19 protein-coding genes and 1 tRNA gene are annotated in these 12683 nt (G+C 58.6%); 12 read left to right on the forward strand and 8 right to left on the reverse strand.

All coding sequences use genetic code 11. From position 1 onward, the window contains the following. Positions 1–15: 15 nt before the first annotated feature. The 5 genes from GUY40_RS11330 to GUY40_RS11350 all read left to right on the forward strand — a co-directional run bounded on the left by GUY40_RS11330 (position 16) and on the right by GUY40_RS11350 (position 2482). A complete protein-coding gene (locus tag GUY40_RS11330; RefSeq protein ID WP_166569036.1) occupies positions 16–402 on the forward strand; it encodes a response regulator transcription factor in 387 nt (128 codons plus the stop codon). Between the two features lie 208 nt (positions 403–610). Beyond that, complete coding sequence (locus tag GUY40_RS11335; protein WP_166569037.1) at positions 611–892, forward strand: hypothetical protein; 282 nt, start codon at positions 611–613, stop codon at positions 890–892. After that, the gene (locus GUY40_RS11340; RefSeq protein ID WP_166569038.1) at positions 889–1203 is read left to right on the forward strand and encodes a hypothetical protein; all 315 of its coding nucleotides are present in this window, start codon (positions 889–891) and stop codon (positions 1201–1203) included. Before GUY40_RS11335 ends, GUY40_RS11340 begins: the two co-directional genes overlap by 4 nt. 88 nt (positions 1204–1291) lie before the next feature. Further along, entirely contained in the window at positions 1292–1639 is a 348-nt protein-coding gene (locus tag GUY40_RS11345; protein ID WP_166569039.1) for a hypothetical protein, read from the forward strand. A gap of 27 nt (positions 1640–1666) precedes the next feature. Next, positions 1667–2482 carry a YfdQ family protein gene (locus GUY40_RS11350; RefSeq protein ID WP_166569040.1) on the forward strand — a complete coding sequence of 272 codons (816 nt, stop codon included), beginning with the start codon at positions 1667–1669 and terminating at the stop codon, positions 2480–2482. A 105-nt stretch (positions 2483–2587) separates the two neighbouring features. Here the strand turns inward: GUY40_RS11350 and GUY40_RS11355 are convergent, their stop codons facing one another. Further along, positions 2588–3340, reverse strand: a complete 753-nt coding sequence (locus GUY40_RS11355) for a hypothetical protein (protein WP_166569041.1) — start codon at positions 3338–3340, stop codon at positions 2588–2590. A 476-nt stretch (positions 3341–3816) separates the two neighbouring features. On the opposite strand from GUY40_RS11355, the gene GUY40_RS28275 reads away from it, so the two are divergent. Genes GUY40_RS28275 through GUY40_RS11390 form a run of 7 tightly spaced genes read left to right on the forward strand, consistent with a single transcriptional unit; the run spans position 3817 to position 7598 of the window. Beyond that, positions 3817–4401 carry a hypothetical protein gene (locus GUY40_RS28275; protein WP_256675710.1) on the forward strand — a complete coding sequence of 195 codons (585 nt, stop codon included), beginning with the start codon at positions 3817–3819 and terminating at the stop codon, positions 4399–4401. Continuing rightward, positions 4398–4661, forward strand: a complete 264-nt coding sequence (locus GUY40_RS11365; RefSeq protein ID WP_166569042.1) for a hypothetical protein — start codon at positions 4398–4400, stop codon at positions 4659–4661. Before GUY40_RS28275 ends, GUY40_RS11365 begins: the two co-directional genes overlap by 4 nt. Positions 4662–4666: 5 nt before the next feature. Continuing rightward, positions 4667–4990: a hypothetical protein gene (locus GUY40_RS11370; RefSeq protein WP_178117777.1), complete on the forward strand. Its 324-nt coding sequence runs from the start codon at positions 4667–4669 to the stop codon at positions 4988–4990. A 43-nt stretch (positions 4991–5033) separates the two neighbouring features. After that, complete coding sequence (locus GUY40_RS11375) at positions 5034–5264, forward strand: hypothetical protein (RefSeq protein WP_166569044.1); 231 nt, start codon at positions 5034–5036, stop codon at positions 5262–5264. A gap of 52 nt (positions 5265–5316) precedes the next feature. Then, positions 5317–6237 (forward strand): phosphohydrolase, encoded by a 921-nt coding sequence (locus tag GUY40_RS11380; RefSeq protein ID WP_256675711.1) that lies wholly within the window; start codon positions 5317–5319, stop codon positions 6235–6237. A gap of 42 nt (positions 6238–6279) precedes the next feature. Beyond that, complete coding sequence (locus GUY40_RS11385; RefSeq protein ID WP_166569045.1) at positions 6280–6492, forward strand: hypothetical protein; 213 nt, start codon at positions 6280–6282, stop codon at positions 6490–6492. Next, a complete protein-coding gene (locus GUY40_RS11390) occupies positions 6492–7598 on the forward strand; it encodes a tyrosine-type recombinase/integrase (protein ID WP_166569046.1) in 1107 nt (368 codons plus the stop codon). The genes GUY40_RS11385 and GUY40_RS11390 overlap by 1 nt, the downstream gene beginning before the upstream one ends. 89 nt (positions 7599–7687) lie before the next feature. Here GUY40_RS11390 and GUY40_RS11395 read toward each other — a convergent pair. From GUY40_RS11395 to rpmI, 7 genes are all read right to left on the reverse strand, one after another. Then, positions 7688–7764 (reverse strand) — tRNA-Pro (locus GUY40_RS11395). Positions 7765–7869: 105 nt separating this feature from the next. Next, positions 7870–8226, reverse strand: a complete 357-nt coding sequence (locus GUY40_RS11400) for a MerR family transcriptional regulator (RefSeq protein WP_166569047.1) — start codon at positions 8224–8226, stop codon at positions 7870–7872. After that, positions 8207–8509: an integration host factor subunit alpha gene (gene ihfA, locus GUY40_RS11405; protein WP_002553164.1), complete on the reverse strand. Its 303-nt coding sequence runs from the start codon at positions 8507–8509 to the stop codon at positions 8207–8209. The genes GUY40_RS11400 and ihfA overlap by 20 nt, the downstream gene beginning before the upstream one ends. A gap of 3 nt (positions 8510–8512) precedes the next feature. Further along, on the reverse strand, positions 8513–10891 hold the full coding sequence (pheT, locus tag GUY40_RS11410; RefSeq protein WP_166569048.1) for a phenylalanine--tRNA ligase subunit beta: 2379 nt from the start codon (positions 10889–10891) through the stop codon (positions 8513–8515). 35 nt (positions 10892–10926) lie between these two features. After that, positions 10927–11943, reverse strand: coding sequence for a phenylalanine--tRNA ligase subunit alpha (gene pheS / locus GUY40_RS11415; protein ID WP_166569049.1), 1017 nt, complete (start codon positions 11941–11943; stop codon positions 10927–10929). A gap of 103 nt (positions 11944–12046) precedes the next feature. After that, complete coding sequence (gene rplT / locus GUY40_RS11420) at positions 12047–12403, reverse strand: 50S ribosomal protein L20 (protein WP_166569050.1); 357 nt, start codon at positions 12401–12403, stop codon at positions 12047–12049. 29 nt (positions 12404–12432) lie between these two features. Continuing rightward, a complete protein-coding gene (gene rpmI / locus GUY40_RS11425) occupies positions 12433–12627 on the reverse strand; it encodes a 50S ribosomal protein L35 (RefSeq protein ID WP_130265274.1) in 195 nt (64 codons plus the stop codon). Positions 12628–12683: the final 56 nt, after the last annotated feature.

Genomic DNA, 12683 nt, shown 5'->3' on the forward strand with positions numbered 1-12683 from the left:
CAGTGAGAACACCGCATGGCATCGATGATCAAGAACGGCAGCTGGACTGGCTATCTCGGCCGAGGCCTGGCGCCACGCGAACTGGAATGCACCCTCTTTGTTGCCCAAGGTCTGACCGCCAAGGAAATTGCCCGATTGATCGGCATCGCACCCGGCACCGTCGCCAAGCGACTGACCAGCGCCATGTTCAAGCTGCATGTAAATCGCCAGGCGGCGCTGGTGGCCGAGGCCATGCGCCGCCAGATCATCTCCCCGATGTGCATCCTGCTGGCCAGCCTCATCGCCATGCACGCTGTCATCGACGACACCGACCCGATGCGCCGCGATCGCCGCGCACCGGAGCGCCGCACCGCTCAAGTCCGAATCGTCCGCAAGGCCGAAGCGGTTGAGCTCCACGCATAGGTGCCACTGCCTTCCCAGTGGCCACGCCGGAGGATGCAACCATGTAAACGACAGCTACCGGCACCGCCCAATGCGCGGCCGGTCATGCTCGCATACGGAGGCGTTTGTGAGTTGAGAGCCCGGGTCACCGGGCTTTCTTTTGCCTGCTGTTATTCGCCAGCACCCTGCACCAGGGTCCTGACCAATGCCTTCAGACAAGGAGCAAGACATGCACCCACGAATCCAGGAGCGAGCCGAAGGCCTTCAGGCCCTGCGCGCTCGAGCAGCCCTCGCAACCATCGACTTCTATGCCGCCATCGGCCAGGAGGCCCCCGTGCAACCGATTCGCTATCAGGTCGTGACCAAGGGCGCGCGCGCCTTCCACATCATCGAACTGGCCACCGGAAAGACTCGCGGCTTCCGCTTCAAGTGGACGGACGCAGTCAACTTCGCCCAGTTGCTCGAATCGCGCGCCGACGGCGTGAAGGTCTCTATCGGGGGTCGGCAATGAACTTCCAGCCCCTGCCAGACCCACGCAACCAGGTGCTTCAAGACCTCAACGCCAAGATCGATAGCTTCTTCGCTTCTGGCAAGACCGCCTCCGAGATCCCGGCCGGCGTCAGCGGCGAGGGTTTCGGGCACGGCATGGATCGCCATCACGCCAAGCTGCGCGCCCAGCGGGACAAGGATGCTCCGACACTGAAATACCTGATCGAGCAGGGCTACGGCATCAAGCAAGCCGCCGACGCCATGGGCTGCGATCAGAAGCGCGTCAAGCTCATCGCCAGAGAGAACGGTCTGACCTTCGGCGGGCCGCTTTGAAACGGATTTCCCACCAAGTGCGACAGCGCCGCAAGCAATCCCAATTTCACCTCCCACCCAGCGGGCTGCCGCCCATGGAGACGTTGTCATGCCTACCCCAACCGACACCGCCGAATTCCTTGAAGAACTCAATGGTGGCGCTTTCGCCAGCCAAATTGGTCACGCCCTCTCCGAAGTAGCCGCAGGGGTTGTCGACCATGGCAAGGCCGGGAAACTGGTCATCACCCTGGACTTCAGCCAGATCGGCGAATCCAGCCAGGTGAAGATCAAGCACAAGCTCGATTACAAGGTGCCGACCAAGCGCGGCACCCGCAGCGAAAACACCAGCCTCGATACGCCGATGCACGTTGGCTCCGGCGGCAAGATCACGCTATTCCAGGAAAAGCACGACCAGTTGTTCAGTCGTGACGAAGCCCCAATCAAACCCCGCACTTGAAACCACCCTCCAGCAAGGACCTGAAGAATGTCTCTGACCAAAGAAGCCGTTCAGCTCATCACCGATACCGCGCTCCAGGCTGCTGGCAAGCAGCTTGCCACCAAGACCCCGACAGTGGTTCTGCCGGACGGCTGCCAAGTCGTCACCCTGGAGAAATGGCAGGCAGGCCGCAGCCGATTCCGTGGTATCTACTCCACTCACTCGCTGGCCGACTTCAGCGCCTACGTGGCCGGCCGGGCCATCCCGACTGCCAAAGGGTTCATCGACCAGGACGAGATGACTTGCACCCTGCTGTTCAACCTGGGGGACGATGTGAGCCCAGGCCACGCGGATGATCGCGCTGTACTGAAGCTGAAAGCGTCGGCCGGGTACAAAGCGGCCCAAGCCATTGGCGGTCGGGCGATGTCGCAGAAAGACCTGAGCGACTGGATTGAGGACTGGCATCAGTACCTGAACGCAACCGACGACGCCGGCAACACGATGACCATCGCCAAAGCAATCGCCGCGGTGCGCACCATCACCATCAAGGCCGCCAGCGAATCGGATCACACCGTCAGCGAGACCAGCGCTAGCCGCAGCACCCTGGACCAGATCGAGGCGCGCAGCAAGGAAACACTGCCAACTGCCCTGCTGTTCAACGTGATCCCATTTGAAGGCCTGACCGAACAGCAGATCAACCTGCGGGTTTCTGTCATCACCAGCGGCGCCCAGCCGGTGCTGAAGCTGCGCTGGGTCGGTGAAGAAGTTCAGCGCGAAGATATCGCGCAGGAGTTCAAGACGGTCCTGCAGGACAAGATCGGTAGCAACGCAGCGCTGTCTCTGGGTGCTTTCGATCCGAAGTGATACCAAGGCGGCGATCTTTCTGAACGCCGCCTGACCCGCCCTCACCTATTGCGCTGAATTCGTTGCCTGGAGAGGTGATCAGTGGATTAAGGCAAGGTGATATTGTTACTTGTACTGGTGCTGATGCCACTCTTCAGTTCGAACCTCATCGATAAATTTTTTAAACCCCCACTCAAACTCTTTTGTCATATCTATCGCCTGGGGGTATTTTTGATAAAATGCAAAGTTTGACAGCCTTAATAATACTTGCCCCATAACAGGCAGCACTAACTCATAATTCTCCAAGCATAGCCCTGACGGAATAGATCCACCAATATACAGCTGCCTGTTTTCAGGGGGGAAACATATATAATTCAAATCCCCTGCGAGCCACACATAGTCTACAGCCCACGTTTCTAACTCTAATTGCCCCGGCAAAGTTCTCCGACAAAACACCTCTACTAAACTGTCAAACGATGCATGCCATTCAAGTATCTTTTGGCTGCCTTTTTCAATAAAATCCTTTGCAGGATCACGATTGAAAGGAAAAATAACATCGTACAGTTCATGCCTACGAGAAAATTTTACGCCGAGGTCCGTCTCGATCCCGTCAAGCCACTCGTCAAATGACTCCTGATGCATTTTATGCATCTGCCATCTTATTGATCGGGAGCTATCAAAAGCCTGTCGTTGCGCAACACTTGCAGCCTGCCAAGCGGCAATCGCTGCAACAGCAGTAGCTGAAGAGGAAAGTACTGCAAACCAATCTACAATCTTTAGGCCTTCGCCGCTTTCAGGCGAGGGAAAAATATTAAAAAAAACGCCACCGGCTAAAAAAAGAAGTATGCATATTCCCCAGATCAATTTGTCTTTTCTCACCATTCCCTCCCCCCGAGCTCAGTGATTATGCTGAGCGCTCGGTTACTCGACGAGGTGTCACCATGACCACAACTCGGTGGATGGTCCATGGGAGCCCGAAGATCCACCGGATAATGAAGCGCATCACTTCAAAAATCGGTTCTGCTATTGACTGAAATAAATAGCCCACAAACTCACATCACGCCAGCCTGAAGGCCTGATGCCTGGTCGACGGTACGATCACTCATCTTCATCTAATCGGAACCTGCTCAAGACAGGGGATCCCGGCAGCTTGCTGGTCTCAACCTCAACATGCCTCCCGCCACAGTGCTCGCAATTGAAGACCTGGCCGTCGATGTCCTCGTCAAAGCAAAGCTCTACGGATGTATCTTGCTTGCATTTCTGGCAGTTGAGTTTTTTCGTCATGGCTGTAACCCCTGAGCATTTCACCGCCTGAGCTTAGCCAGCTTTTCCTATGACCACCGAGACACATCCCCATGCCCACAGAAAACCGATCCAGCAACACCGAACAGATGGTCAGCGTGCTCGAGGGCTACATGCTGGTTGAGCGCAATATCTGGACCGAACAGCAGGTTGAAGCTGCCGCTGCCTGCATCACCCGGCTGAAGGTCGTTCCCGGTATGAGTGATCGCGACCTGGCAATGGCGGCAATAGACGCCGCTCAGTGCAAGGCACCTGATGTAACCCTGGCCGACTTCCAGCCAGCCGCCCAGCACCAGGGCGATCCGTTGTGCTGGTCCTACAAGCTCGGCGGCGAACAGCGGTTTTATCCGACAGATCCGCGCAAGGCTGACTTCGGCGGTTATGCGGAACTGATGAGCGACATTGAACCGCTCTACCGCCACCCACCAACCTCCGACGGCTTCAGCGCCGGCGACATGGCCGACCAGGGTGCCAAGGCGTTTGCGGCGCGGGACGGAGAAGTTGAGGAGCTGCGCCGGGCACTGGGCGGCATGCTCTTCGCCTTCGACGATGGAGTCGGCCGGGACTGGTCGCGAGATCTGCTCGACTTCGCTCGCAAGATCGCCCCTGCCGCAGAGTTCAAGGCGGACGACAAATGACCCGCCTCACCTTCTCGCTCCTGCTGCTGGCCACCAGCACGGCCAATGCAGCACTACCCCAGGAAGTCACCGTCTGGCACGACGACGAACGAAACGTCACCTGCTGGTTGTTCTGGGGCTTTAAACGCGGCGGCATCAGCTGCATCCCTGACAGCCATCTCCAGGCCGGAAACGAGCGCCAACTCTCCCCGCACGAACAAGACACCCCTACCCCTGCAATGGCGCCAGTGCGCTGGAATGAAGAGAGGTATTCGCTGTGATCGAGATGGTCAGAGTTCAAGCTGCCGAGCTGACTGGGCCGGCACTGAGTTGGGTCATAGAACAAATCGAAGGTACATTGCCGAAGCCAGCTGGCCAGCTGCAACTGGCATTCTGCGCCGACGCATTCACACCCGAGGCAGTCGAGCGCCTTATCGAGAAGCACGGCGTCTGGATTGATCGCGGAGCGCATGTGTCATGGGTAGCAAGCATCAAGCTTGACCCGTTCGAGCGCGAGGCAGGAGACACCCGAGAGCATGCCGCTTGCCGGGCGATCGTCGCCGACAAACTCGGACGTGTCGTCCAGGTGCCGAAGGAGCTGATGCCATGATCGCCCTCGCCTACATGGCCTACCTGATCTACAGGGGGCCGCGATGACCAAACCGCGAGCACGAACTACGACAGGCGCCAAGGTCACCGTCACCCTGGAGCTTTCCAACCTGGGCAGCTGGGGCCCGGACTGCACCACCGGCCAGGTCCACGACCAAGCCCGTGAAGCAGCGATCGGCCGCCTCAATCGCCTGTTCAAGGACCACATCGACAGCACCAAGATTGTCGGCAAGGTGAAGGTCGAGGCCATCACTACCACGCTCGAGCAACGCTAACCCCCTCCCCTACAACAACTCAAGCCTGCCGGTAGGCGGGCGAGGATCAACTATGTCCGCAAACAAAACTATGTGCATCTATCACGGCAACTGCGCTGACGGCTTCGGAGCCGCATGGGTTATCCGCAAAGCGCTTGGCGAATCGGTCGAGTTCGTAGCCGGCGTCTACGGTCAGGAGCCGCCTGACGTCACCGGCATGGACGTGATTCTGGTCGACTTCAGCTACAAGTACGACGTGCTGGCCAACATGAGCTGGCGGGCGAACAGCATCATCATCCTCGACCACCACAAGTCTGCCGCCGAGGACCTGCAGCGATTCCCGCCATTCCACGCGGGCGTCAAGATTGACGGCCGCTACGCCGACGGCTCCGTCTCGCTGGGATGGGAAAGCGCTCATTCCTTCATGGCTTCGCAGAACGCCCCGGCCATTGCGTGCTGTTTCGACATGGAACGCAGCGGGGCAATGCTGGCCTGGGATCACTTCTTCCCCGGCCAAGAGCCACCGCAGTTGTTGCGTCACATCGAGGACCGGGATCTCTGGCTGTTCAAGTTGGACGGAACACGTGAGATCCAGGCGAACCTGTTCAGCTACCCCTACGACTTCGAAGTGTGGGATCAGTTGATGGCGGCCGACGTAGAGACCCTCCGGTCGGACGGCGCCGCCATTGAGAGGAAGCACCACAAGGATATTGCGGAGCTGGTGGTCGTAACTAAGCGCCGCCTGGTAATCGGTGGGCACGACGTACCAGCCGCCAGCCTGCCATACACCCTAACCAGCGATGCCGGCCACCTGATGGCGCAGGGCGAGCCGTTTGCAGCCTGCTATTGGGATACCCCGACCGGCCGGGTGTTCAGCCTGCGCAGCACAAATGAAGGGATGGATGTTTCTGCGATCGCCAGCCAGTACGGCGGCGGCGGGCACCGAAACGCCGCAGGTTTCCGAGTGCCTTTCGGGCACGAACTCACTCTGTAACCCCTCCCCACCTCTGCCGCCATGCGCGGCACGGAGACATTCATGAAGAAAGAACTGATCAAGATCAGCGAGTTTCAACGCCGCAAATGGGGCGCAAACGGAACACCGCTCTGCTCACAGGCAATCCGCAACTACCTGCGCGACCGTAAGCTGCCGGGGGAGCGCGTTGGAAATATCTGGTACGTTGACTGGGCCGCCTATCAACGCATGACCGGTAACGACTTGGTGAACATGGTATTGAAAGGAGCAGCTTGATGGTCCCCCGCCCCAGGAACAAAGCCAATAAAGGCTTGCCGATCAATCTGTACTTCGATCAGCGCCGGGGCACGTTCCGTTATCGGCGGCCCACGGATGGCAAGTGGTTTCAGTTCGGCGCTGATCGCGGGAAGGCGATTGACGCCGCTCACCAGCTGAACACGACATTCCTCCGGGGCTCCGATCTGGTCGCTCTGGTGCTGGATGAAAAGAGCGTCACACTATCCAGCTTCCTGGCCACCTATGAGCAGGACATCCTTCCGCCCCGGGAACTGGCCAAGGCCACGCTTGACCTCTATACCGTCCGCTTCAAGCAGATGCGGGCCACCCTCGGCGAGCACCCGCTGGAACAGATCACCATCCGCATGATCGCCGAATTCCTTGAGCCGCTGACAGCGCGGTCGAGCAACCAGGCCCGGGCCATTCTGATCGACGTGTTCAACCACGCCGCGGCCAAAGGCCTGTGCCCGGACAACCCGGCGGCCAACACCATCCCCAAAATCGAGAAGAAACAGCGCAAGCGACATACCGTCGAGGGGCTGAAGGCGATCCGGAGCAAGGCTCCGCTCTGGCTACAGAACGCAATAGACCTGGCCCTGATCACCGCCCAGCGGCGTGGCGACATCCTCAACATGCGGTTCGAGGACATCAAGGACGGCTTCCTGTACGTGGTGCAGAGCAAAACCGAAAAGGCTTCTGATGCCGGTTGGCTGAAGATCAAGATCACCGAGCAGCTGAACGCGGCGCTCGCCCGGTGCCGGGACGACATCCTGTCACCATACCTGGTGCACCGCCGGCCGGAGAGAAAGAAAGAACGGGAAGGGAAAGATCACTGGACCAAGGTCGACGAGCGATTCCTGACCAGGGCGTTCAAGGACGCCAGAGACGCAGCCGGTTGCTACAGCGGCTGGAAAGAGGAAGAGATGCCGGGCTTCCATGAGATCCGCGCAATGTCCCTGCACCTGTACAAACGGGCGGGCAAAGATGGCCAGCGCATCGCTGGGCACGCAACGGAAAACATGACCCGAAACTATCAGAAGGATCACGCAGAAGTGGTGTGGTCGGAGGTCGAAGCAGACCTCGATATTGGCGAATTCGCCGGATAGTTTTGCGCCAGTTTTGCGCATGTTTTGCGCGGGCACAAAAAAGCCGATCTCTAGAATCGGCTTAAGTGTCTGATTTTACTCAGGAATAATGGTCGGGACGGAGTGATTCGAACACTCGACCCCTTGCACCCCATGCAAGTGCGCTACCGGGCTGCGCTACGCCCCGACTGGGCTTGAAGCATGTTCTCAATGTTGCCGAGAACGTTGAAGAATTTACCTTAAGCTTTTGAATTTTGGAAGAATTATTTTTCAGAATTTCTTCCAGCCCTGGTCACTTCTTCAGCCCCCCCAGCACATCTTCCAACTCGACAATCATCTGCCGGATCAGTTGCTTGTACTGGGTGGTGTCATCTTTGGCTTCATCACCGGACAGGCGCAAGCGCGCTCCGCCGATGGTAAAGCCTTGATCATAGAGCAAGGCGCGGATTTGCCGGATCATCAGCACGTCCTGGCGCTGATAATACCGGCGGTTCCCGCGTCGCTTGACCGGGTTGAGCTGAGGAAACTCTTGCTCCCAGTAGCGCAGTACGTGCGGTTTTACCGCACAAAGCTCGCTCACTTCGCCAATGGTGAAGTAGCGTTTGCCTGGGATCGGCGGAAGCTCGTCGTTATGACTTGGTTCCAGCATAAGCCTCAACTCGGGCTTTCAACTTCTGCCCTGGACGAAAGGTGACGACACGGCGAGCCGTGATAGGAATTTCTTCCCCCGTTTTCGGGTTGCGGCCAGGCCGCTGGCGCTTGTCGCGCAGGTCGAAATTGCCGAAACCGGACAATTTGACCTGCTCGTTGTCTTCAAGAGCGTGCCTGATTTCCTCGAAAAACAGTTCGACCAACTCCTTGGCCTCCCGTTTGTTCAGGCCCAGCTCTTCATAAAGACGTTCGGCCATTTCAGCTTTCGTCAGAGCCCCCATACGCTACTTCCTTAACGTGGTGTTCAACCTTTGTTCGAGCGAGGTGAGGATAGATTGCGTCGTGGAATTCACCTCATCGTCATTAAGAGTGCGCGATGGATGCTGCCAGGTCAAGCCAACGGCCAGGCTTTTTCTATCAGGATCAATGCCTTTACCCTGATAGACGTCAAACAGCCTGAGATCTGTCAGCCACTCGCCTGCATTTTCACGGATTACCGCAAGAACGTCGCTCGAAGCCACATTACGATCGGCTACTAATGCCAGGTCACGGCGCACTTCAGGGAAACGCGACAGTTCCTGGAATTTCGGCAGGCGACCGACGACAACGTCGCCCAAGACCAACTCGAAAACGAAGACCGGACGATCCAGACCGAGGGTTTTCACCAGCTCCGGGTGCAGCGCGCCGATGTAACCGACTTCGCGACCTTCGCGCTCGATGCGTGCCGTTTGGCCCGGATGCAGCGCTGGGTGCTTGCCCGCGACGAAGGTGAAATCGTCAAGGGAGCCGGCGAAGCCAAGGATCGCTTCAACGTCAGCTTTCAGATCGAAGAAGTCGACGACATCACGACCATGCGCCCAGCCTTCCGGCAAGCGGCTACCGCAGACAACGCCCGCCAGCATCGGCTCTTGCTTCAAGCCTTCGAGCTGACCGATGAAACGCAGGCCGCTTTCGAACAAACGAACACGATCCTGCTGACGGTTAAGGTTGTGTTGCAGCGCCTTGACCAGGCCCGGCCACAGCGACGACCGCATGGCAGCCATGTCGTTGGAGATTGGGTTGGCCAACAGCAGCGGCTCGACGCCCGGGCTGAACAGTTCGAACAGTTTCGGATCGATGAAGCTGTAGCTGATCGCTTCCTGATAACCACGCGCAACCAGCAGGCGACGCAGCGCTGGCAGGTCACCACGGGCTTCGGCCTTGGCTTGCGGAGCCAGGCGCGCTTGCGGATAACGAACCGGCAAGTGGTTGTAGCCGTACAAGCGGGCCAGCTCTTCGATCAGGTCGACTTCCAGGCTGATGTCGAAACGATGGGTCGGCACGCTGACTTGCCACTGCCCTTCCCCATCGTTCGAGGTCTGCAGGCCAAGTGCGTTCAACAGACGCTCGACTTCAGCGCTGTCCATCTCCATGCCCAGCATCTGGGTGATGCGCTCGGCACGCAGGGTGATCGGCGCTACCGCGGGCAGGTGCTGTTCGCTGACGGTTTCGATGACCGGGCCCGCTTCACCGCCGGTGATTTCCAGCAGCAGGCCAGTGGCGCGCTCCATGGCTTCACGGGCCAGCTGTGAATCGACGCCACGCTCATAGCGGTGCGACGCATCGGTGTGCAGACCGTAGGAACGCGCTTTGCCGGCAACCGAAATCGGCTCGAAGAAGGCGCTCTCAAGGAAGATGTCGCGGGTATTGCTGGTGACACCACTGTGCTCGCCACCCATGACGCCGGCAATCGCCAGTGCGCGAGCGTGGTCGGCGATGACCAGCGTGTCGCTGCGCAGGGTCACTTCCTGACCGTCGAGCAGGACCAGTTTCTCGCCCTCCTCGGCCATGCGCACACGGATGCCGCCGTTGATTTCAGCCAGGTCAAAAGCGTGCAGCGGCTGACCGAGTTCGATCATCACGTAGTTGGTGATGTCGACGGCAGCGTCGATGCTGCGTACGTCGGCACGGCGCAGGCGCTCTACCATCCACAGTGGGGTTGGGCGCGACAGGTCGACGTTGCGGATCACCCGACCCAGGTAGCGCGGGCAGGCCGCCGGGGCCAGCACTTCGACCGGGCGGACTTCGTCATTGACGGCTGCCACGGCCGGCACAACGGGACGCGTGACCTCGGCGGCATAGAGCGCGCCCACTTCACGGGCCAGGCCCGCCAGGGACAGGCAATCGCCGCGGTTCGGGGTCAGGTCGACTTCGATGCTGGCGTCATCCAGGTCCAGGTACTCACGGATATCCTGGCCAACCGGCGCATCGGCAGCCAGCTCGAGCAGGCCGTCGTTTTCTTCGCTGATCTGCAGTTCTGCTGCAGAGCACAGCATGCCGCTGGATTCGACACCGCGCAGCTTGGCCTTCTTGATCTTGAAGTCGCCTGGCAGTTCGGCACCGATCATGGCGAACGGGATTTTCAGGCCCGGACGCACGTTCGGCGCACCGCAAACGACCTGGAAAGTTTCACTGCCGTTGCTGACCTGGCAAACGCGCAGCTTGTCGGCATCCGGGTGCGGCTCGGTGCTCAGCACCTCGCCTACCACGATGCCGCTGAACTCGCCGGCAGCTGGCGTGACGCTATCGACTTCCAGGCCGGCCATCGACAGACGAGCCACCAGCTCGTCGCGCAAGACTTGCGGGTTTACCCAACCACGCAGCCACTTTTCACTGAATTTCATCCTGCTCTCCTAAAGATTCGTTACGGGCGTGCGACCTAGCGAAATTGCGCAAGGAACCGCAAGTCGTTGTCGAAGAACAGGCGCAAGTCATTGACGCCGTAACGCAGCATGGCCAGACGCTCAGCGCCCATGCCGAAGGCAAAGCCCTGGAACTCTTCAGGATCGATACCGGACAGGCGCAGCACGTTCGGGTGCACCATGCCGCAGCCCATGACTTCCAGCCAGCCGGTCTGCTTGCAGACGCGGCAGCCTTTGCCACTGCACATCACGCACTGGATATCGACTTCAGCCGAAGGCTCGGTGAATGGGAAAAACGAAGGACGGAAACGCACCGCCAGTTCTTTTTCGAAGAACACCCGCAGGAATTCCTCGATGGTGCCTTTGAGGTCCGCGAAGTTGATATCGCGGTCGATCAGCAGACCCTCGACCTGGTGGAACATCGGCGAGTGAGTCAGGTCCGAGTCACAGCGGTACACACGACCCGGGCAAACGATGCGGATCGGCGGTTGCTGCGACTCCATGGTCCGTACCTGCACCGGCGAGGTGTGGGTACGCAACAGCATGTTGGCATTGAAATAGAAGGTGTCATGCATCGCCCGCGCCGGGTGGTGGCCAGGGATGTTGAGCGCTTCAAAGTTATGGTAATCGTCTTCGACCTCAGGGCCTTCGGCGATGCCGTAGCCAATATGAGTGAAGAATTGTTCGATCCGCTCCAGAGTCCGCGTGATCGGATGCAGGCCGCCAGAGGTCTGGCCACGGCCTGGCAGGGTGACGTCAATGCATTCAGCGGCGAGTTTGGCGCTCAGTTCCGCCTCCTCAAAAGCCGCCTTGCGCGCATTGAGTACCACCGTGACACGCTCCTTGGCGTCGTTGATCAGCGCACCGACTTTTGGTCGCTCATCAGCCGGCAGGTTGCCCAGGGTCTTCATCACCTGAGTCAATTCGCCTTTCTTGCCAAGGAAGTGAACCCGGATCTGCTCCAGGGCATTGATGTCTTCAGCGCGCTCCACGGCCTCAAGGGCTTGGGAGACCAACGCATCCAGGTTTTCCATGTACAGACTCCAGATACAAAATAGGGGAAGAGCTGAAGGCTCTTCCCCTATTTATGACGTTTAACACCGCAGGCCTACGACCTGCGGTGATTGTCGGGGGTACTTAAGCCAGCGAGGCTTTAGCTTTCTCGACAATCGCAGCAAACGCCGCTTTCTCGTTCACTGCCAGATCAGCCAGTACCTTACGGTCGATCTCGATGGACGCTTTTTTCAGACCAGCGATCAAACGGCTGTAAGACAGACCGTTAACACGAGCACCGGCGTTGATACGAGCGATCCACAGAGCGCGGAACTGACGTTTTTTCTGACGACGGTCACGGTAGGCGTATTGGCCTGCCTTGATTACCGCTTGCTTGGCAACACGGAATACGCGGGAGCGTGCGCCGTAGTAGCCTTTAGCCAGTTTCAGAATTTTTTTGTGACGCTTACGAGCGATGACGCCACGCTTTACACGAGCCATGAGTAACTTCCTCTAATCTTTGACCGAAATTAACGAATGCGCAGCATGCGCTCGACTTTTGCAACGTCCGACGGGTGCAGCAGGCTGCTACCACGAAGTTGACGCTTACGCTTGGTCGACATTTTGGTCAGGATGTGGCTCTTGAAAGCGTGCTTGTGCTTGATACCGTTCGCCGTTTTCAGGAAACGTTTCGCTGCACCGCTTTTGGTTTTCATTTTTGGCATGTTCGGATACTCCGCATTCAGTTGATAAACATAACCGCAAGGCCTGCCGTGCCCTG

This window comes from Pseudomonas sp. R5(2019), assembly GCF_009905435.1.
Lineage (GTDB): Bacteria > Pseudomonadota > Gammaproteobacteria > Pseudomonadales > Pseudomonadaceae > Aquipseudomonas.

Excerpts from the sequence above, each read along its gene's own strand:
- GUY40_RS11330 (WP_166569036.1), top strand. The coding sequence starts at position 16 with ATGGCATCGATGATCAAGAACGGCAGCTGGACTGGCTATCTCGGCCGA.
- GUY40_RS11335 (WP_166569037.1), top strand. The coding sequence starts at position 611 with ATGCACCCACGAATCCAGGAGCGAGCCGAAGGCCTTCAGGCCCTGCGC.
- GUY40_RS11340 (WP_166569038.1), top strand. The coding sequence starts at position 889 with ATGAACTTCCAGCCCCTGCCAGACCCACGCAACCAGGTGCTTCAAGAC.
- GUY40_RS11345 (WP_166569039.1), top strand. The coding sequence starts at position 1,292 with ATGCCTACCCCAACCGACACCGCCGAATTCCTTGAAGAACTCAATGGT.
- GUY40_RS11350 (WP_166569040.1), top strand. The coding sequence starts at position 1,667 with ATGTCTCTGACCAAAGAAGCCGTTCAGCTCATCACCGATACCGCGCTC.
- GUY40_RS28275 (WP_256675710.1), top strand. The coding sequence starts at position 3,817 with ATGCCCACAGAAAACCGATCCAGCAACACCGAACAGATGGTCAGCGTG.
- GUY40_RS11365 (WP_166569042.1), top strand. The coding sequence starts at position 4,398 with ATGACCCGCCTCACCTTCTCGCTCCTGCTGCTGGCCACCAGCACGGCC.
- GUY40_RS11370 (WP_178117777.1), top strand. The coding sequence starts at position 4,667 with ATGGTCAGAGTTCAAGCTGCCGAGCTGACTGGGCCGGCACTGAGTTGG.
- GUY40_RS11375 (WP_166569044.1), top strand. The coding sequence starts at position 5,034 with ATGACCAAACCGCGAGCACGAACTACGACAGGCGCCAAGGTCACCGTC.
- GUY40_RS11380 (WP_256675711.1), top strand. The coding sequence starts at position 5,317 with ATGTCCGCAAACAAAACTATGTGCATCTATCACGGCAACTGCGCTGAC.
- GUY40_RS11385 (WP_166569045.1), top strand. The coding sequence starts at position 6,280 with ATGAAGAAAGAACTGATCAAGATCAGCGAGTTTCAACGCCGCAAATGG.
- GUY40_RS11390 (WP_166569046.1), top strand. The coding sequence starts at position 6,492 with ATGGTCCCCCGCCCCAGGAACAAAGCCAATAAAGGCTTGCCGATCAAT.
- GUY40_RS11400 (WP_166569047.1), bottom strand. The coding sequence starts at position 8,226 with ATGCTGGAACCAAGTCATAACGACGAGCTTCCGCCGATCCCAGGCAAA.
- ihfA (WP_002553164.1), bottom strand. The coding sequence starts at position 8,509 with ATGGGGGCTCTGACGAAAGCTGAAATGGCCGAACGTCTTTATGAAGAG.
- pheT (WP_166569048.1), bottom strand. The coding sequence starts at position 10,891 with ATGAAATTCAGTGAAAAGTGGCTGCGTGGTTGGGTAAACCCGCAAGTC.
- pheS (WP_166569049.1), bottom strand. The coding sequence starts at position 11,943 with ATGGAAAACCTGGATGCGTTGGTCTCCCAAGCCCTTGAGGCCGTGGAG.
- rplT (WP_166569050.1), bottom strand. The coding sequence starts at position 12,403 with ATGGCTCGTGTAAAGCGTGGCGTCATCGCTCGTAAGCGTCACAAAAAA.
- rpmI (WP_130265274.1), bottom strand. The coding sequence starts at position 12,627 with ATGCCAAAAATGAAAACCAAAAGCGGTGCAGCGAAACGTTTCCTGAAA.